Origin of the sequence: Archangium primigenium, assembly GCF_016904885.1 — a bacterium.
In the GTDB taxonomy this organism is placed as follows: domain Bacteria; phylum Myxococcota; class Myxococcia; order Myxococcales; family Myxococcaceae; genus Cystobacter; species Cystobacter primigenius.
The window spans coordinates 21,965-39,538 of record NZ_JADWYI010000001.1 but is presented as its reverse complement, the minus strand read 5'-3'; the positions used below and the strand labels follow the sequence as shown (position 1 = coordinate 39,538).

Below are 17,574 nucleotides of genomic sequence, written 5' to 3'. Positions count from 1 at the left end.
GGGGGATCATGAGGGCCCGGGGGACGTGGTTTCAAGCAGGCGGCCGGGACGTGCCGGGTGTCTGGAGGTGGTCGCCCCTCGCATCAAAACGGTTTTCTGGGCGCGAGCGGAGCGCTAGGACACGTCCGTCAGGCCCGGACCTCGGGCCCGCCTTTCCGGGGAGTCGAGATGAGCGAGCGTCGGTTGTGGGAGCGCTACCAGAAATATCTGTGCGCGGTGGAATCGGTCGGCTTGACGTTGGACGTGTCGCGAATGAACTTCGCCGACGACTTCCTCGAGCGCATGGCCGCGCCGCTCGCCCGGGCGTTCGACGCCATGGAGGCCCTGGAGAAGGGCGGCATCGCCAACCCGGATGAGCAGCGCCGGGTGGGGCACTACTGGTTGCGCGCCCCGGAGCTCGCGCCCGAGCCCGCGCTGACGAAGGAGATTCAAGACACCGTCGCCGCGGTGAACGCCTTCGCGGCGGACGTGCACGCGGGCCGGGTGAAGCCGCCCACGGCCGCGCGCTTCACCCACGTGCTGCTGGTGGGCATCGGGGGCTCGGCGCTCGGGCCCCAGCTCGTGGCGGACGCGCTCGGGGGCCCCGGGGACAAACTGCGCGTGACGTTCCTGGACAACACGGACCCGGACGGCATCGACCGGGCGCTCGCCACGCTGGGCGACGCGCTCGCCCAGACGCTCACCGTGGTCATCAGCAAGTCGGGCGGCACCAAGGAGACGCGCAACGGCATGGTGGAGGCCGAGCGCGCCTACACCCGCCGGGGCCTCGCCTTCGGCGCCCACGCGGTGGCCGTCACCGGGGAGGGCAGCGAGCTGGATCGCACGGCGAAGCAGGGCCAGTGGCTGCGCATCTTCCCCATGTGGGACTGGGTCGGCGGGCGCACGTCGGTGCTGTCGGCGGTGGGCCTCTTGCCGGCGCGGCTGCAGGGCCTGGACACGGACGGGCTGCTCGCGGGCGCGCGGGACATGGACGGGGCCACGCGCGTGCGGGACGCGGTGAAGAACCCCGCGGCGCTGCTCGCGCTCATGTGGTTCCACGCCGGGGGCGGCAAGGGCCAGAAGGACATGGTCATCCTGCCCTACAAGGACCGACTGCTCCTGTTGTCCAAGTACCTCCAGCAGCTCGTCATGGAGTCGCTGGGCAAGGAGAAGGACCTGGCGGGCGCGGTGGTCAACCAGGGCATCGCCGTCTACGGCAACAAGGGCTCCACGGATCAGCACGCCTACGTGCAGCAGCTGCGCGAGGGGGTGAACAACTTCTTCGCCACCTTCGTGGAGGTGCTCAAGGACCGCGAGGGCGAGGGCTTCCAGGTGGAGCCGGACATCACCAGCGGCGACTACCTCTTCGGCTTCCTGCTGGGCACGCGGCGCGCGCTGTTCGAGAAGGGCCGCGAGTCGATGACCCTCACCGTGCCGGACGTGAGCGCGCGCACGCTCGGGGCGCTCATCGCCCTGTACGAGCGCGCCGTGGGCCTGTACGCCACGCTGGTGAACATCAACGCCTACCACCAGCCGGGCGTGGAGGCGGGCAAGAAGGCCGCGGGCGTGGTGCTCCAGGTGCAGCGCCAAGTGGTGGAGCGGCTGCGCGCCGAGCCGTCCCGGGCCCACTCCGCCGAGGAGCTCGCCCAGGCGCTGGGCACCCCGGACGAGGTGGAGACGGTGTTCAAGGTGCTCGAGCACCTGAGCGCCAACGCGCCCTCGGGCATCCGGCGTGAGCCGGGCGCGAGCCGCTTCCAGGCCCGCTACCGCGCCTCCTGAGACGTCATGCCCGCGCGGTAGGATGGGGCGGTCGCTCGGTGAAAATCGAGTGACCGCCGGTGCCATGTGGGTCCCGGGCGCATGCCGTATGCTTGGATTTTGCTCCAACGGGAGTGTTCGTTTCCCGTCGCTTCCGACTTTGCGGGAGAATGCGACTAGGGGAGTTCGAGCGCCCGGGGCTGGAATGCTCGCATCCGCGCGAAGGGGTTGTCCGTGAAACGCACCGTGCTACTCGTGGAGGACAGCAACACCATCCGCCACATCCTCCGGGTGTACCTGATGAAGCTCAAGCTGGACTTCCTGGAGGCGGATCGCGCGGAGCAGGGCTTGCGGCTGCTGGAGACGCGGTCGGTGGACCTGGTGATCGCGGACGTGAACATGCCGGGCGGCATGGACGGCCTGGAGTTCGTGCGCCGCGTGCGCTCGAGCGAGCATGCCCAGGTGCGGGACGTGCCCGTCGTGCTGCTCAGCGGCGCCAAGGCGCCGGACCTGGAGGCGCGCGCGACGGAAGCGGGGGCCTCGGAGTTCGTGCGCAAGCCGGTGTCCATCGACGCGCTGGCGAGCGTGGCGCGCCGGCACCTGTCGTTGGGCGAGGACCTCGGGCCGCTCATGGCTTGAGCGACTGCTCGCGCAGCTCCTCTTGCCGCATGGGCATGCGGTCGACGAGGGAGAACACGGGCGCGAGCGGGGCGGGCAGCGGAGCGCGCCACTTCTCGCCCCCATCCTTGCCCACCAGCACCGCGGCGCCCTCGTGCGCGCCCACCTTCCAGCGCGCCCGCGCCGCCGCCGCGTCCGGCAGGCGCACGGGCGCCTGGGTGTCGCCCACCATCACCACCAGGATGTCGCGTGACTCCAGCGCGTCCCGGGCCTCGTCCACGAGCCGCTGCTGCTCGGCCCAGGCGTGACGGTCCTCGCTCGGAAACACCAGCAGCACCCGGTGGTTCCACCGGGCGTCGTCCAGCGTGTGCACCTGGGCGGGTCGTCCAGGTCCTTGCAGGGTCAAGGGCGCGGCCATGAGCAACCCCAACAGCAGCGAGGAGAGCATGGCCTCAAGGTGCTCTCGGAGTGCGGCATCCGCAATGGATGGGCCGCGCAACGCCTTCACCGCCTGTCTGGGTTTGGCTTCCTGGAATTCCATACACAGCCAGGCAGCCAGGCGAGGGTATGAGAAATAAATAAATGGCGCGAGGGGATCCAAAAAAAACCTCGGACACCAATGGAGGGCGAGTGCTCGTCCGGGAACCCGGGCCGGATGGCCGGACGCGGCACCTGTTGCGTGAGGATTCCACTTTGAAGACGAACAAGACGACGCTGCGCGCGGTGTGGACCACGGTGGGCCTGCTGGGGCTGGCCACGGCCTGTGGAGGCGAGGAGATGGCGGGCTCGTCGCGGGTGACGGGTCGGGTCACCAACGGGCAGGGCACCCAGCCCCAGTCGGTGGTGCGCGCGGCGCAGACGGGTGGCGCGGGCACGCTGGCGGCCACCGCCACGGTGCGCGTGAGCGCCGTGGCCGCGGATGGCTCGCTGAGCACGCGCGCCGAGGGCACGGTGGACGCCCAGGGCCGCTACACGCTGGACCTGGCGGATGCCGGCGGGCAGTTCGTCATCCAGGCGCTGGACGCGTCCGGCAAGGTGCTGGCCTCGTCGCTGCTGGAGGCCGCGGCCCAGGGCGAGACGAGCACCGCGCCGCCCATGGACTCGGAGAGCTCGCTGGAGGCCAGCGTCTACCTGCGCGCGCGGGCGGACACGGCGGCCTCGGAGACGGTGAACATGGTGGACGTGCGCGAGCGCATCAACGCGCGCATGGCGGAGGCCGCGTCGCAGGGCTCCGCGTCGGGCGCGGCCCTGGAGGCGCGCGTGAAGGCGCTGGCCGACGGCGTGCGCGCCGCGCAGCGCACCGAGGTGGAGGTGTATGGCCGCGCCGGTGTGCAGACGAGCCAGTCGGCCCTCTTCCAGGCGGAGTTGTCGGCGATCGCGGCGCTCAACGCGTCGCTGGACGCGGGCGCGGACGCCCAGGCGGCGTACGAGACGTTCTACGCGGACCTGCGCGCCGCGGCGGAGAAGGCGGGCGCCAGCGCGCAGAAGCAGGCGGACAGCGAGCGCGCGGCGAGCGCCTCGTTCCGGGCCACGCTGGACGTGCGCCTGTCGGCGGACGCGGCGCCCCTGCTGGACGCGGCGCTGCGCCAATCGGCGGTGCTGGAGGCGCGGGCCTCGGGCGCGGCGCTGGACGCCACGCTCGCCGCGGCCGGCGCGGCCGAGGACGTGAAGCAGCAGGGCGCCACGGCCTCGGTGAAGCTCGTCGCGGACGCGCGCGCGGCCACCAGCGCCTCGGCGAGCGCCCAGGCCTTCACCACCTTCCAGGCCAACCTCTCCGGCGGCGCCAGCCTCCAGTCATCCCTGCTGGGCAACTATCTGGACCTCACCCTGGCCAACCAGCTCGCGCTCCAGGGCTCGCTCGCGGTCACGGCCCAGGCGGCCGCCACGCTGGACACCGCCCTGGACGCGGCGGTGAAGGCCGCGGTGACGGCCTCGTCCGTGGACGTGGCGCTGCTGGCCTCCCAGACGGCGGCGGCCTACCAGACGTACACGACGGCCGTGCGCGCCCAGGCCACCGTGCTCTCCTCCGCCTTCGGCTCCAAGGCCAACACCAGCGTGGAGCTGATGCTCCTGGCCCAGGGCGCCTTCCAGCTGGAGTAGTCCAGGGCTCGTCCGCCCGCCTGCTCCCGGAGCGTGGAAGCGTCCTGAACGCGTCTGCGGCTTCGGGAGCGCGTGCTTATTCCTCTCGCTCGGAATGGGGAGGGGTCCATGAGGGGCGGGGGCGCGCTGAAGGGGTGGGCGTTGGTCGGTGGGGTGTGCTGGGGACTCGTGGGGTGTGGTCCCACGGCCGGTCCCGAGGCCTCGGTGCCCTCCGTGGACGTGGAGGAGCCCGCCTCGGGCACACCTCCCACGCCGGGCCCCGGAGAGGACGGGACGCAAGCCCCCCCGGCTCCGGGCGAGTCGGCGCCGGGAGAGCCGTCCCCGCAGCCGCCCCGGCCCGCGCGCTGCGCGCCCACGGGCACACGCGCCTACTGGTTGCAGGAGGGTGAGTCGGTCACCGCCACCGTGCGCTGTGGCACGGGCTACACGTCCCCGGACCTGCGCTTCTCGGTGGCCTCGCTGCCCTCGGGCGCCTCCTTCGACGAGGCCACGGGCACGCTCACGTGGACGACGACGCGGGGACAGGCGGACGTCTGGCGTCTGCCCATCACCGAGAAGAGCACGGGCGAGACGGGGGAGCTGCGCGTGGGCGTGGCCGTGCAGCTGAGCAACCCCGGCGGCGTGCAGACGCTCCTGCGGCCGGAGACGTACACCGAGGAGTACGGGCTGCCCGTCTTCCACCTGTCCTTCGAGGGCACGCTCACCGCGGGGGGCTACCGGCCCGTGCAGCTCGTCTACCGGGGCCACCGCTACACGCTGGAGGCCAAGTACCGCGGCGCCACGTCCAGCGTCTTCCCCAAGCGCAACTACACGTTCAAGTTCCCCAAGGGCGACCGCTTCACCGAGCCGGAGAAGGCGGGCGGTGCCTTCCGCGACATGCAGCGGCTGGTGCTCATCTCGCCCTTCAATGACAATTCCTACCTGCGGCCCCGGCTCGCGTTCGACCTGTGGAACCGCATGTCCCCGGACCACGTCCAGATTCAAACCTACAGCGCCGTCATGTATGTGAATGGCCGCTTCTGGGGCCTGTTCACCGTGGCGGACCACGTGGACGACGACCTCATGGGCCGCCATGGCCTGTCCAAGGATGGGGATCTGTTCAAGGCGGTGGACGCGGACGCCAACTTCTCGGCGAGCACCAAGGCGGGCGCGGCCAAGTCCTCCCTCGCCCAGGGCTACGAGAAAAAGGAGGGCACGCCCAAGGACGGCCAGGCGGGCGCCTACAACACCATCAGCGCGCTCACCCAGTCCATCGCCCAGGCGGACACGGACACCTTCTTCGCGCGCCGCGCCGAGTGGCTCCACACGGCCGACTACGAGGACTGGTGGATCTTCAATACCGCCATCCTCGGCACGGACTCGGCCGCCAAGAACGCCTACCACTATTACGACCCGGCCACGCGCGCCCCCTGGCGCTTCATCCCCTGGGACCTGGACGCGAGCTTCGGCCAGCTCTGGGACACGCGCCGCATCGGGGCCACGGGCCGCCCGGACTTCTCGAGCGACAACCTCATCTTCTCGCGGCTGCTCGCGGACCCGCGCATCGCCACGCCCCTGCGCGCGCGCTACCAGGCCCTGCTGCGCGGCGCCTGGAGCAAGGCGGAGGTGCTCGCGCTCATCGACGGCTACGCCGAGGAGCTGCGCCAGGTGGGGCCGCGCGACGAGGCCCGCTGGCGCAAGCAGTACCTCGAGTTCGAGCGCTGGGGGGATCGCACCGACTTCACCACCCACGCCGAGGAGGTGGCCTACCTGCGCCAGTGGGTGAGCGACCGCTGGGACACGCTCGAGCAGCGCGTGCCCTGAGGGCCCCGAGGGCCCCGCGGGTCCCGAGGGTCCTGTGGGGGGCTCAGTCCTTCTGGGTGGTCTGCTCGATGAGCTCCACCTTGTAGCCGTCCGGATCCTCCACGAAGGCGATGACGGTGGTGCCGTGCTTCATGGGGCCCGGCTCGCGCACCACCTTGCCGCCGGCCTGGCGGATGGCCTCGCACTTCGCGCGGATGTCCGTCACCCCCAGGGCGATGTGGCCGTAGGCGTTGCCCAGCGTGTACTGGGAGGTGTCCCAGTTGTGGGTCAGCTCCAGCGCGGGGTGGGTGTCCTCGGGGCCGTAGCCCACGAAGGCGAGCGTGAACTTGCCGTCCGGGTAGTCCCGGCGCCGCAAGAGCTGCATTCCGAGGACGCGGGTGTAGAAGTCGAGCGACTTGTCGAGGTCGCCCACGCGCAGCATGGTGTGCAGGATTCGCATGCGCCCTAGATAACCCGGGACACGCGGCCCCACGCCTCGAATCGTCGGCGCAGGGCCGTGAGCGTCCAGAGGTCCCCGGGGTTGTCGGGCGCCACGTGGGCGAGCGCCTGGTCCACGTACGGCAGGGCGTCCGTCTCGCCCCACTCGGACAGGCGCCGCAGGGCCGACAGCGAGGGGCCCACCTCGAGCGCGCGCAGCAGGGTGGCCACCACCCGGGGACTGCGCTCGCGGCACAGCCGGTCCACCGCCTCGTGGCGCTCCTCGAACGAGGCCCCGGCATCCGCCAGCACTGCGGCGAGCCCCTGGAAGGTGGCCTCGGGCAGCAGCGGCTGGGGCGTGGGGGGCGGCCAGTGCTCGAGCGTGATGCCGGTGGGGCCCGCCGCGCTGCACTCGCGCCGCACCCCGTCCGCGCCCAGCAGCTCCAACAGCCGTCCCGGCGAGGGCTCCCCGGCGGCGAGCACCCGCTGGGCACTCGCGACGAGCCCGGCGGCGTGCCCCAGCAGGTGCAGGCGCAGCACCGACACCTCCTCGCGGGCGCAGGCGCTCGGCTCCACCCGGCGCCACTTCACGAAGACCTCGGCCAGTCCCCGGTCCTGGACGTACCAGCGGTACTCCAGCCACACCGCGCTCGTGCGCTCCGTGAAGCGCGGTTCCCCGGGCTCGAACATGCGCGGCGCACCTTCTTCCACGCCCTGGAAGCAGTCGTCCAACAGGGCTTGTGCGGCGTGCAAGCGCATGGAAATGGAGCAGGCAGTCTGGCATCCGGTGGACTGGCCGCTCAAGTCATGTCGGACGCCCTGCATGGTTCCGTGGGCCCGGGGGGTTGTTTTCCGGGCGACGTGCCCTCATGAAACCCGAACGAATTTTTACACCGGGCGGCAAGCTGGGGCGCATGGCCTCCCCGTCCATCCGGGACGCGCAGGCGGAGTGATCGCGTGAGTCAACGCAGTGCGGTGGACGAGGTGCTCGTGGGCGGTGGCGCCTGCGGCGAGCTGTTGCGCCAGGTGGACTGGGCCCGGACGCCCGTGGGCCCGGTGGAGGACTGGCCCCAGTCCCTGCGCACGACGGTGGGCATCGTGCTCGCCTCCAACTATCCGCTCTACCTCGCCTGGGGTCCCCAGTACGTGCAGATGTACAACGACGCGTACCGGCCCATCTCCGGCGCGACGAAGCACCCGGCCGCGCTGGGGCAGGCCGCGGCGGAGACCTGGCCCGAGGTGTGGACCGACGTGCTCGGGCCCACCTGGGAGCGCATCCGCGCCACCGGCGAGCCGGTGCGCGTCGAGAACCTGCTGATGCTGCTCGACCGCAACGGCTACCTGGAGGAGTGCTACTTCTCCTACAGCCACTCGCCCATCCGCGACGAGTCCGGGGGCGTGGGCGGCATCTTCGCGGCCCTCACGGAGACGACGGAGCAGATCATCAACGAGCGGCGCCTGCGCGTCATCCGGGACCTGAGCGCCTTCTCGGGCGAGCAGGCCACGGTGCACGACGCCTGCCGGGAGGCCTCGCGGGTGCTGGCCTCGAGCCCGAACGACATCCCCTTCGCCCTGCTGTACCTCGTGGAGCCGGAGGGCACGGCGCGCCTGGCGGGCTCGAGTGGCGTGGAGGTGGGCGGCGCGGTGGCGCCCGCGCGGCTGGTGCTCGGAGACGAGGCGGGGGACACCTGGCCCCTGGGGGCGGTGTTGCGCGAGGGCGCGGCGCGGCTGCTGCGGGGGCCGGAGGTGCCCGCGGCGCTCGGGCCGCTGCCCGGGGGACCCTGGCCCGAGGGCGCCTCGTCGGTGTGGCTGCAGCCCCTGATGTTGTCGGGCCACGCGCGGGCCAGTGGCGTGCTGGTGACGGGCCTCAGTCCACGCCGCGCGTTCGACGCGTCCTACGAGGACTTCCTGCGGCTCGCGGCGCGCACCGTGTCCACGTCCCTGTCCGGCGCGCGGGCCCGCGAGGAGGAGCGGGCCCGGGTCGAGGCGCTCGCCCAGTTGGATCGCGCCAAGACGACCTTCTTCAACAACATCAGCCACGAGTTCCGCACGCCGCTGGCCCTGCTCTTGGGCCCCTCGCGTGACGCGCTGGAGGACCCGCACGAGCCGCTCGGCCCCCAGCAGCGCGAGCGCCTGGACACCATCCACCGCAATGGCCTGCGGCTGCTCAAGCTCGTCAACTCGCTCCTGGACTTCTCGCGCATCGAGGCGGGCCGGGCCCAGGCGGCCTACGCGCCCACGGACCTGGCCGCGCTCACCGAGGGGCTGGCCAGCACCTTCCGCTCGACCCTGGAGCGCGCGGGCCTGCGCTTCGTCGTGGACTGCCCGCCCTTGCAGGAGTGGCCGTGGGTGGACCGGGAGATGTGGGAGAAGATCGTCCTCAACCTGCTGTCCAACGCCTTCAAGTTCACCTTCGAGGGCGAGGTGCGCGTGAGCCTGCGCGAGCGGGAGGCGGACGTGGAGCTGCGCGTGTCCGACACGGGCGTGGGCATCCCCGAGGCGGAGCTGCCGCGCGTCTTCGAGCGCTTCCACCGGGTGCAGGGCGCGCGGGGCCGCAGCTTCGAGGGCAGTGGCATCGGACTGTCCCTGGTGCAGGAGCTGGTGCGGTTGCACGGCGGGAGCATCCAGGCGGAGAGCCAGGTGGGTCAGGGCTCGACCTTCACCGTGTCCGTGCCCCGGGGCGAGGGGCACCTGCCCGTGGAGCAGCGCGCGCGCGAGCCCACGCCCTCCGCGCTGGGGGACAGCGCCGCGGCCTTCCTCAACGACGCGGTGGGCTGGCTGGACGCGCCGCCCCCGGCGACGGCGCGGGAGGTGCCCGTGCTTCCGCTGTTGCCCGGGCCCCTGGCGGAGCCGGCGCGGGACGGACACGTGCTGCTGGTGGACGACAACGCGGACATGCGCGTGTACGTGCGCCGCCTGCTGGAGGGGCGCTACACGGTGGAGACGGCGTCCGACGGCCTCGCGGCCCTGGAGGCCCTCGCGCACCGGGTGCCGGACCTGGTGCTCAGCGACGTGATGATGCCGGGCCTGGACGGGTACGGGCTCGTGCGGCGCCTGCGCGAGTCGCCCCGTACGCGCGAGGTGCCCATCATCCTCCTGTCGGCCCGGGCGGGCGAGGAGTCCACCGTCGAGGGCCTGCGACAGGGCGCCAACGACTACCTGGCCAAGCCCTTCTCGGCCCGGGAACTGCTCGCCCGCGTGGAGGGCAACATCGCCGCCGCGCGCGCGCGGGAGGCGGCGCGCCTGGCCGAGCGCGAGCGCGGGAAGCTGGCGGCCGTGGTGGAGCAGTCCTCGGAGTTCATCGGCATGGCGGACCTCGAGGGCCACGTGCTCTACGTCAACGACGCGGGACGGCGGCTGGTGGGCCTGTCTCCGGACGCCGTGCCGGGGCTGCCGGTGTTCGACTTCTTCCCGGAGTCGGATCGGGCCTTCGTGCGCGAGCGGATCCTCCCCACGGTGCACGCCCAGGGCCGCTGGGAAGGGGAGTTCCGCTTCCGCCACTTCGGCACGGGCGCGACGCTGCCCATCCATTACTCCGTCTTCGTGCTCAACGACGCCCAGACGGGCGAGCCCGTGGGCCTGGCCACCGTCTCGCGGGACATCTCCGAGCGCAAGCGCCAGGAGCAGGAGGCCGCGGGCCGGTCGGAGATCGAGCAGCAGCTCATCGGCATCGTCAGCCACGACCTGCGCAACCCCATCAACGCCATCCTCCTGTCCGCCCAGGCCCTGCTGCGGCGCGACGATCTGGGCGAGCGCGCCACGAAGAACGCCGCGCGCATCATCTCCAGCGCGGACCGCGCCATCCGGCTCATCCGCGACCTCCTGGACTTCACCCAGGCGCGGCTCGGCGGAGGCATTCCCATCAGCCGCGCGCCCATGAACTTCCACGACACCATCGGCCAGACGCTGGAGGAGGTGCAGATGGCCTTCCCGGACCGCCACATCGACTTCGAGCGGGTGGGGGAGGGCCGGGGCCGCTGGGACGAGGCCCGGCTGCATCAGGTGGTGCAGAACCTGGTCATCAACGCCCTGCGCTACAGCCCGCCCGAGACGCCCGTGCGCGTGCGCTCGCGCGCGCAGGGGGCGGGGTGCGTGCTGGAGGTCCACAACGACGGGCCCCCCATCCCCGCCGACCTGTTGCCCCGGCTCTTCCAGGCGCTGCAGCGCGGGGTCCAGGGGCCGGACATCGCCGCGCGCAGCGTGGGGCTGGGCCTGTTCATCGTGCAGCACGTGGTCCGGGCGCACGGCGGGCGGGTGGACGTGCACTCGTCCGAGGGCTCCGGCACCACCTTCACGGTGTGGCTGCCAGGCGATGGCGCGCTCCCCCCGCGCGCCGAGGAGCCCGTGGGCACCTGAGCGGGGCTCGGTTAACGTGCGCCGGGTGATGGTTCCGGTCTTCCTCGTCGCCTCCCTGGTGTGTGCCGCGCCCGCCGCCTCGCGCGTGGAGTTGGTGTTCGGCGGCGATGTCATCCCCCATGACGGGGTGAAGGAGGCCGCCCGGGCGCGCGCGGGCGCGGGGACCCTGGAGGGGTGGGACTTCGTGCTGGAGCCCATCGCCCCCGTGCTGCGGGCCGCGGATGTGGCCGTGGTGAACCTGGAGACGCCCGTGAGCGGCGACCCGCGCGCCCCCACCGCCTCGCTCATCTTCGACGCGCCGCCCGCCCTGCCGCGCGCCCTGGTGGCCGCGGGCGTGGACCTGGTGACGGTGGCCAACAACCACGCCTTCGATCAGCGCCGCGCGGGCATCCCCCTCACCTGGGCGAACCTGGAGCGCGCGGGCCTCAAATACGTGGGCTCGGCGCCCACCGAGGCCGCCGCGTGGGAGCCCCTCGTCCTGGAGTCGCACGGCATCCGCGTGGGCTTCCTGTCCCTCACCCGCTGGCTCAACGGCGCGCACAACCCGGCCGCGTGGGACGTGGCGCCCCAGGTGGCGTTCGTGCCCTATTCGCGCAAGAAGGATCCCCAGGCGCTGACGCCCGAGGCCGCCGCGGAGCTGGTGCGCGCCGCGGCCCGGCGGTGTGACGCGCTCATCGTCAGCGTGCATTGGGGGGTGGAGTACGTCCATGCCCCGCGCCCGGAGGATCGCGCGCTCGCGCGGGCGCTGCTGGACGCGGGCGCGCTCGCCGTCATCGGCCACCACCCGCACGTGCTCCAGCCCGTGGAGTCCTACCGCACCCCGGCCGGACGCGACACGCTCGTGGCGTTCTCGCTGGGCAACCTCCTGGCCAACCAGGACTGGCACTACGTGCACGGCAAGGGGGCCGAGGCGCGAGGCCGCAAGCGCGACTCGCTGCTCCTGCGCCTGTCGCTCGAGCGCGCCGGACCCGGACAGCCCGTGACGCTGGCGGGCTCGGCGCTCGTGCCGGTGTGGATCGACAACAACCACTCCGTGGCGCTGCGCGAGCGCCAGGAGCGCTCCCGCATCCAACCCGTGTTGCTGGACGAGGAGGTGACGCGGCTGCGCGAGCGGCTCCAGACGCTGCCCGCCGCCGCCGAGACGCGGGGGGACACGCGGCGCCGCGGGGAGCGCGCCCTGCTCGAGCGCCAGTTGGACCTGGCGGAGCGGCGGCGCGCCCTCATCCTGCGGCTCACCCAGCCGATGGAGGCCCCCGCGGCCCCCCCGGCTCCGAAGGAGCGTCGGGGGAAGGCCGGGGCCCGGGCCGAGGTGCGCTAGCTAGCGCGTGGTGTCGGGCGTGGTGCCCGGGTTGACCTGGCCGGCCTGGTTCGAGTTCAGGTCCGACTGTCGGCTGGGCGGGGTGGTCTCGATGGTGCCCTGGCCCGGGGTGACCATGCTGTCGTCCTGGGTGCCCGAGCCCGTGCCCAGGTCGGAGCCGGAGCCGGAGCCGCCCGTGCCGCCCCAGTTGGAGTCCGGCGTCAGGGGCGCGGGCTGGGTCGTGCCTTGCCCGGTGGTGCCCTGTTCCGTGGTCCCCGGCTCGGTGGTGCCCGGGCTCAGGGTGGTGTTGCTGCCCGTGCCGCGGGAGGGGTCGAGGGCGTCACCCGCCTGGGGCAGGTCGCCCGTGCCCGAGCCGCCCGTGCCCGGCGTGCCCAGCGAGTCCGTGGCGGGCGGAAGGGCCTGACCGTTCTGGAGGCTGTCGGTCCCCGTGCCCTGGCTGGTGCCGGAGCCCGTGCCCAGCTGCCCCGCCTGGCCGGCGCTGCCACCCGGTGGGGTGCTCTGCACGCTGCCGGTGGCGCTGGTGGACTGCGCCAGGGCGGTGCCCCCCAGGCTCAGGGCTCCCGCGAGCATTCCCACCAGGGCGAGTCGGGTCGTGTTCTTCATGGTCATGGCGCTGCTCCTGTTTGGATTTTTTGGAGTGGTGTCCTGCTGAACCAAAGCTGGGACCGGCGGGGTCGTTGCTGCATGAAGGGCCCGCTCCCCCGCTTCCCCTGCCACCCGTCCAGGCACCCCTGGGGTGACGCCCGGGGTCATGCGCCCGAAAGCGGCCCAGGGGGGTCGCCCGGAGGAGAAAGAGATGCCGCAAGTCCCTAGGCGCGGGTTGGCCTCTCGGGTAATGTCCTCCAACGTCTCTTAGGACGTCAGGCACCATGGCACCGAAACGGACTCCTCCCCCTCCCTCTCAGCAGCGCATGGATGACAAGTTGGCCCTGGCCCTGGGGGCCGCGGCGCGGGCCGCTCGGCTGCGCGCGGGGCTCACTCAGGCGGAGGCGGCCGGCAAGGTGGGCCTGGCGCCGGGCGTCTACGGACGCATCGAGCGCGGCGGCATGATGCCCAGCGTCCCCACGCTGCGCCGCCTGAGCATCGCGCTCAAGATTCCCTCGGACACGCTCCTGAGCCTGAGCCACACCGAGGTCACCGCCTGGGTGGACTCGCTGCCGGCGCGCGAGGAGCGCTCCCCGGATCTGCGGCGGCTCGCGCGCTCCCTGCGCAACCTCTCCCCCGCGCAGCTCAAGGTCCTCAACGTCATCGCCACCGCGCTCACCCGCTGAGGCCGCCGCGTCGGGGAGGCTCCGCCTACCCGATGGGAGAAGTCGGTGTCACCCGCCCTCCTGGGTCCTCCGGCCGTGCGGGGCCCGCACGCGACACGGGCCGTGAACGCGGGACCCTTCCCCGCCTTCACGGCCCGTGCTTGTCCTTGGGTCCAGGCCTGCCTTGCCCTGTCGACCAGGGCCCTGTCGACCAGGGCCCTGTCATTGACACGTCAGTCGCCGCCGCCAGACATCCAGTGCCAGACATTGAGACTCCCTGAGGGGGGTCTTCTCACGTCTTGGTATTCCTCATGAGAGGAATCCAGTCCGGCTGTCAGTGCGCGGCGCCGGAGCCCTGGCCGAGATCGATCTTCTGATGATCACCCGGCGTGTATTTTTCACCCGTGAGCACGCTCTTCACGAAGCCGACGAGCTGCACCATGTGCTTGTTGGGCGTATCCCAGTACTCGGCCTTGTCCACCGAGACACAAATGAGGGCGATGTCCGGGTCGTCCACGCCCTTGGGGAACCAGGCCTTGAGCGAGGGATCCCACAGCGCGTGGATCTTCTGCCGGTCGCGCACGATGCGCGCCATTCCACTCACGGACACATAGCGGTCCCGGCTGGCATCCGAGTAGGCGAGGTTCACGTGATGATCGTCCCGGACCTCGTCGCACTTGGGGGCCGATTCATTCGTGAAGAACCACAATTCACCGTTGAAGTTCTCATTGTGCGTCCACATGGGACGACTGCGGATGGAACCATCCGCCTCGACGGTGGTCATCATCGTGACCTTGATGTCCTGGATGAGCTCGCCGAGGTGCGCGATGGCGTCCTTCTTCGTGTCGGTCTTTTTCGTGGTCATTCCCTGCCTCCCGAGACATCACGTTAAGCAGGGCCGGTGAGGAGGGCAGGGGACACGCGCCGGACCGTGCCTCCCCGCCCGCTCCTCGGGGAAGGCCTCGCGGGGGGGTGTTGCGCCGGAGGCAACACGTGCAGGTCCCAACGGAAGACGTGGCGCATGCGGCGCCGCTCATGAGACCCGCCCGGTGCATTCCATGCGCGGCGTCAGGGCGATATTTGCTTGTCGTGAGAATGAGAACTTCTCGCTCGGCGTATCTGTGCATCGGCCATTGCCCCAGGTAGGCTGCCTTCAGTTCGTGGCGGTTCCTGACCGCCGCGCAGTCTTGGGGGAACTCGAAATGGCTGGCATCCTCGGCATTGAAGGCCTGTCGCCTGTGCAGGTCCAGGAAGAGCTCGATCGCGGTGGAAGATTCGTCGTCTTCGAATACTGCGTGTCGTTCTTCCTGACCACGAAGCGGCGTTGGTCGGACGTGTACTTCGTGCGTGCCGGCCAGGGGACGCTGGGCCTGAGCCTGGGCTACACCATGCTGTCCTTGTTCTTCGGCTGGTGGGGCGTGCCCTGGGGCATCATCTACACGCCGCGGTGCGTGCGCACCAACCTCACCGGCGGCAAGGACGTGACCGAGCAGGTCCTGCCCGCGCTGCTGGCCCCCCGGTACGACCCGGTCCTGGACTGCTGACGGCCGGAGCTCAGCCCTGCTCCTGCGCGACGAGCCGGCGCGTGGCCTCGTGCCGGGGCGCGTCCAGCACCTCGCGGGGGGGGCCTCGCTCCACGACGCGGCCGTGATCCAACACCATCACCACGTCCGAGGCGCGTGCGAGCCGCACGTCGTGGGTGACCACGAGCTGGGTCATGCCCAGGGCGCTCACGCGGCGCAGCGTCTCGGCCACCTCGCGGCGCAGGGACGGGTCGAGCGCGCTCGTGGGCTCGTCGTAGAGCAGCACGGCGGGGTCCATGGCGAGCGCGCGCGCGATGGCCACGCGCTGGCGCTGGCCGCCGGACAGGCGCTCCGGATAGGCCTCCAGCTTGTCCCCGAGCCCCAGGTCCCCGAGCAGCTGGCGCGCCCGGGCCTCGGCCTCGGCGCGCGAGCGGCCCGCGACGAGCCGCTGCGCGAGCACGCAGTTGCCCAGGGCGGTCAGGTGGGGGAAGAGCTCGAAGGACTGGAAGACGAGCCCGGCGCGCCCGCCCAGGTGCAACTGCCCCCCATCGGGCTTCTCCAGGCCCACCACGCAGCGCAGGAGCGTGGACTTGCCCGCGCCGCTCGAGCCGAGCACCGCCGCGAGCTGGCCCGTCTCCAGGGTGAAGGACACGTCGTCCAGGGTGGGCGTGGCGGCGCCGGGAAAGCGCTTGGACAGGTTCTCGACGCGGATCATCGCGGCACCCCCTTGAGGTGTTGCCCGAGCCGCGCCTCCACCGTGCGCGCCAGGTGCGCGAAGGGCAGGCCCAGCAGCAGGTAGAGCGCGGCCACCACGAGCCCCAGGCCCAGGTGGTCGCGCATGGAATTGGCCAGGTTGAGATAGGTGCGCGTGAGCTCGGTGAGCGTCACCATGGACACGAGCGAGCTGTCCTTGAGCAGGGCGATGAAGTCGTTGGTCATGGGCGGCAGCGAGATGCGCAGCGCCTGGGGGAAGACGATGTGGCGCAGCGTCTGCCAGCGCGACAGGCCGAGCACCTTGGCCGCCTCGTACTGGGCGGCGGGCACGCCGGACAGGCCCGCGCGGTAGTTCTCCGCCTCGGCCGCCGCGTAGTTGATGCCGAGCGTCAGCACGCCCGCGGCCAGCGGCGCGAGCTTCAGCCCGAGCTGCGGCAGGCCGAAGTACACGAGCGTGAGCTGCACGAGCAGGGGCGTGCCGCGCACCGCCTCGATGAAGGCCATGGCGGGCCAGCGCAGCGCGGGCGGCCCGAAGACACGCGCCACCGCCAGCGCCAGGCCCACCGCGATGGCCAGCGCCATGGACAGGAGCGACACCACCAGCGTCATCACCGCCCCGCGCGCGAACACCCCGAGCGTGGCCGGGTAGCGGTCGCGCACGCGATCGAGGAAGGGCGGAATCTTGCCCACCGCCGCCCGCCACGACTCCCAGGCCTCGGGCACGCCGTGGGGCACCGGGTCCGGGTCGCCCAGCAGCTCCGCGGTGGGCGCGTTCCACAGCCCCCAGCGCTCGTAGATGCGGCGCAGCTCGCCCTCGCGCGCCAGCGCCTCGAGCGCTTGATTCAGGGCCTCGCGCAGGGGCTCGTCCCCGAGCCGCACCGCCACCGCGTAGTCCACGTGGCCGAAGGTGCCCGGCACCACTTCCAGCTCCGGCTCGATGGCGCCGTAGTACTGGGTGATGGGGTCGTCCAGGAGCACCGCGTCCGTGCGCCCCAGCTTCAGGTCCGCGTAGATGTCGTCCTGGCCGCCGTCGTACGTCTTCACGTCGGCGCCCTCGCGCCGCAGCACGCGCTCGGCCAGGGTGCCGGGCAGCGTGCCCACGGGCCGGCCCTTGAGCTCGCCCAGGGCATGGGGGGCGTTCTTGTCGCCCCGGCGCACGGTGAGCCGCTCGGCCGCGGCGTAGTAGGGCCGCGTGAGCAGGCACACGCGCTTCTTCTCCTCGGCCACCTCGATGCCGTTGAGCACCACGTCGAAGTCGCCGCGCGCGAGCAACTCGAGCAGCGAGTCATAGGGCCCCCGCACCATGCGCGCGCGCACGCCCAGCTTCGCGGCGAGTGCGTCCGCCAGGTCCACCTCGAAGCCCACCAGACGGTTGGGGTCCATGGGATCCTGGAAGACGTAGGGCGCGCCGCCCTGGGAGTCGGCGCCCCAGAGCAGCTCGCCCCGGGCCTTGAGCGCGGCGAGTCCATCGGGGAGCGCGGCGTCGGCGGCCTCGGCCGTCTCTTCGGACTGGGCGAGCGCGGGAAGACAGACGAGCAGCAGGCCGAGACACAAGGCTCTGTTCAGGGGACGGTCCTCATGAAGGTGGGAGGAGGCGGGGAGGCGATGAAAGGCGCGCGAGTCTAGCGGCCCGGACGCCAACGGGAAGGCCCCACCTGTCACGGGAACGTGATAGGCAGCCGCGCGCCGGGCCCGGGCAGTCCGTGGCATGGCGGGCGGGCCGCACGGGTCCCCGAGG

At 72.0% G+C, this 17,574-nt stretch carries 15 protein-coding genes; 8 read left to right on the top strand and 7 right to left on the bottom strand.

The annotated features are described in order from the left end of the window. Positions 1–168 precede the first annotated feature (168 nt). Together I3V78_RS00195 and I3V78_RS00190 are read left to right on the top strand one after the other, a co-directional pair. Positions 169–1,758: a glucose-6-phosphate isomerase gene (locus tag I3V78_RS00195; protein ID WP_204484301.1), complete on the top strand. Its 1,590-nt coding sequence runs from the start codon at positions 169–171 to the stop codon at positions 1,756–1,758. A gap of 213 nt (positions 1,759–1,971) precedes the next feature. Next, positions 1,972–2,376: a response regulator gene (locus I3V78_RS00190; RefSeq protein ID WP_338023431.1), complete on the top strand. Its 405-nt coding sequence runs from the start codon at positions 1,972–1,974 to the stop codon at positions 2,374–2,376. Here the strand turns inward: I3V78_RS00190 and I3V78_RS00185 are convergent. Continuing rightward, the gene (locus I3V78_RS00185) at positions 2,366–2,803 is read right to left on the bottom strand and encodes a DUF4174 domain-containing protein (RefSeq protein ID WP_204484299.1); all 438 of its coding nucleotides are present in this window, start codon (positions 2,801–2,803) and stop codon (positions 2,366–2,368) included. The two genes, I3V78_RS00190 and I3V78_RS00185, sit on opposite strands and share 11 nt — an antisense overlap. A 245-nt stretch (positions 2,804–3,048) precedes the next feature. Here I3V78_RS00185 and I3V78_RS00180 point away from each other — a divergent pair, with 245 nt between their 5' ends. Next, positions 3,049–4,455, top strand: coding sequence for a hypothetical protein (locus tag I3V78_RS00180; RefSeq protein ID WP_204484298.1), 1,407 nt, complete (start codon positions 3,049–3,051; stop codon positions 4,453–4,455). 108 nt (positions 4,456–4,563) lie between these two features. Then, positions 4,564–6,258 carry a CotH kinase family protein gene (locus I3V78_RS00175; RefSeq protein WP_204484297.1) on the top strand — a complete coding sequence of 565 codons (1,695 nt, stop codon included), beginning with the start codon at positions 4,564–4,566 and terminating at the stop codon, positions 6,256–6,258. Between the two features lie 43 nt (positions 6,259–6,301). On the opposite strand, the gene gloA is transcribed toward I3V78_RS00175, so the two are convergent. Then, a complete protein-coding gene (gene gloA, locus I3V78_RS00170) occupies positions 6,302–6,697 on the bottom strand; it encodes a lactoylglutathione lyase (RefSeq protein ID WP_204484296.1) in 396 nt (131 codons plus the stop codon). A 5-nt stretch (positions 6,698–6,702) separates the two neighbouring features. After that, entirely contained in the window at positions 6,703–7,434 is a 732-nt protein-coding gene (locus I3V78_RS00165; protein WP_204484295.1) for a hypothetical protein, read from the bottom strand. Positions 7,435–7,632: 198 nt separating this feature from the next. On the opposite strand from I3V78_RS00165, the gene I3V78_RS00160 reads away from it, so the two are divergent. Both I3V78_RS00160 and I3V78_RS00155 read left to right on the top strand, forming a co-directional pair. Next, positions 7,633–11,031 carry an ATP-binding protein gene (locus I3V78_RS00160; RefSeq protein WP_338023430.1) on the top strand — a complete coding sequence of 1,133 codons (3,399 nt, stop codon included), beginning with the start codon at positions 7,633–7,635 and terminating at the stop codon, positions 11,029–11,031. 28 nt (positions 11,032–11,059) lie between these two features. Continuing rightward, positions 11,060–12,349 carry a CapA family protein gene (locus I3V78_RS00155; protein WP_204484294.1) on the top strand — a complete coding sequence of 430 codons (1,290 nt, stop codon included), beginning with the start codon at positions 11,060–11,062 and terminating at the stop codon, positions 12,347–12,349. Here the strand turns inward: I3V78_RS00155 and I3V78_RS00150 are convergent, their stop codons facing one another. After that, positions 12,350–12,958 (bottom strand): hypothetical protein, encoded by a 609-nt coding sequence (locus I3V78_RS00150; protein ID WP_204484293.1) that lies wholly within the window; start codon positions 12,956–12,958, stop codon positions 12,350–12,352. Positions 12,959–13,260: 302 nt separating this feature from the next. Here I3V78_RS00150 and I3V78_RS00145 point away from each other — a divergent pair, with 302 nt between their 5' ends. Further along, positions 13,261–13,620, top strand: a complete 360-nt coding sequence (locus I3V78_RS00145) for a helix-turn-helix domain-containing protein (protein ID WP_239576230.1) — start codon at positions 13,261–13,263, stop codon at positions 13,618–13,620. 313 nt (positions 13,621–13,933) lie between these two features. Here I3V78_RS00145 and I3V78_RS00140 read toward each other — a convergent pair whose 3' ends face one another. Continuing rightward, complete coding sequence (locus I3V78_RS00140) at positions 13,934–14,464, bottom strand: pyridoxamine 5'-phosphate oxidase family protein (RefSeq protein WP_204484291.1); 531 nt, start codon at positions 14,462–14,464, stop codon at positions 13,934–13,936. Between the two features lie 337 nt (positions 14,465–14,801). Here I3V78_RS00140 and I3V78_RS00135 point away from each other — a divergent pair, with 337 nt between their 5' ends. After that, the gene (locus I3V78_RS00135) at positions 14,802–15,143 is read left to right on the top strand and encodes a hypothetical protein (protein ID WP_204484290.1); all 342 of its coding nucleotides are present in this window, start codon (positions 14,802–14,804) and stop codon (positions 15,141–15,143) included. A 10-nt stretch (positions 15,144–15,153) separates the two neighbouring features. Here I3V78_RS00135 and I3V78_RS00130 read toward each other — a convergent pair whose 3' ends face one another. Then, on the bottom strand, positions 15,154–15,837 hold the full coding sequence (locus tag I3V78_RS00130) for an amino acid ABC transporter ATP-binding protein (RefSeq protein WP_204484289.1): 684 nt from the start codon (positions 15,835–15,837) through the stop codon (positions 15,154–15,156). Then, positions 15,834–17,390: an ABC transporter substrate-binding protein/permease gene (locus I3V78_RS00125; RefSeq protein ID WP_204484288.1), complete on the bottom strand. Its 1,557-nt coding sequence runs from the start codon at positions 17,388–17,390 to the stop codon at positions 15,834–15,836. Before I3V78_RS00125 ends, I3V78_RS00130 begins: the two co-directional genes overlap by 4 nt. Positions 17,391–17,574: the final 184 nt, after the last annotated feature.

Bases quoted from the DNA above. Each gene is read 5' to 3' on its own strand.
- I3V78_RS00195 (WP_204484301.1), top strand. From the start codon at position 169: ATGAGCGAGCGTCGGTTGTGGGAGCGCTACCAGAAATATCTGTGCGCG.
- I3V78_RS00185 (WP_204484299.1), bottom strand. From the start codon at position 2,803: ATGCTCTCCTCGCTGCTGTTGGGGTTGCTCATGGCCGCGCCCTTGACC.
- I3V78_RS00175 (WP_204484297.1), top strand. From the start codon at position 4,564: ATGAGGGGCGGGGGCGCGCTGAAGGGGTGGGCGTTGGTCGGTGGGGTG.
- gloA (WP_204484296.1), bottom strand. From the start codon at position 6,697: ATGCGAATCCTGCACACCATGCTGCGCGTGGGCGACCTCGACAAGTCG.
- I3V78_RS00165 (WP_204484295.1), bottom strand. From the start codon at position 7,434: ATGCGCTTGCACGCCGCACAAGCCCTGTTGGACGACTGCTTCCAGGGC.
- I3V78_RS00155 (WP_204484294.1), top strand. From the start codon at position 11,060: ATGGTTCCGGTCTTCCTCGTCGCCTCCCTGGTGTGTGCCGCGCCCGCC.
- I3V78_RS00150 (WP_204484293.1), bottom strand. From the start codon at position 12,958: ATGACCATGAAGAACACGACCCGACTCGCCCTGGTGGGAATGCTCGCG.
- I3V78_RS00145 (WP_239576230.1), top strand. From the start codon at position 13,261: ATGGATGACAAGTTGGCCCTGGCCCTGGGGGCCGCGGCGCGGGCCGCT.
- I3V78_RS00140 (WP_204484291.1), bottom strand. From the start codon at position 14,464: ATGACCACGAAAAAGACCGACACGAAGAAGGACGCCATCGCGCACCTC.
- I3V78_RS00135 (WP_204484290.1), top strand. From the start codon at position 14,802: ATGGCTGGCATCCTCGGCATTGAAGGCCTGTCGCCTGTGCAGGTCCAG.
- I3V78_RS00130 (WP_204484289.1), bottom strand. From the start codon at position 15,837: ATGATCCGCGTCGAGAACCTGTCCAAGCGCTTTCCCGGCGCCGCCACG.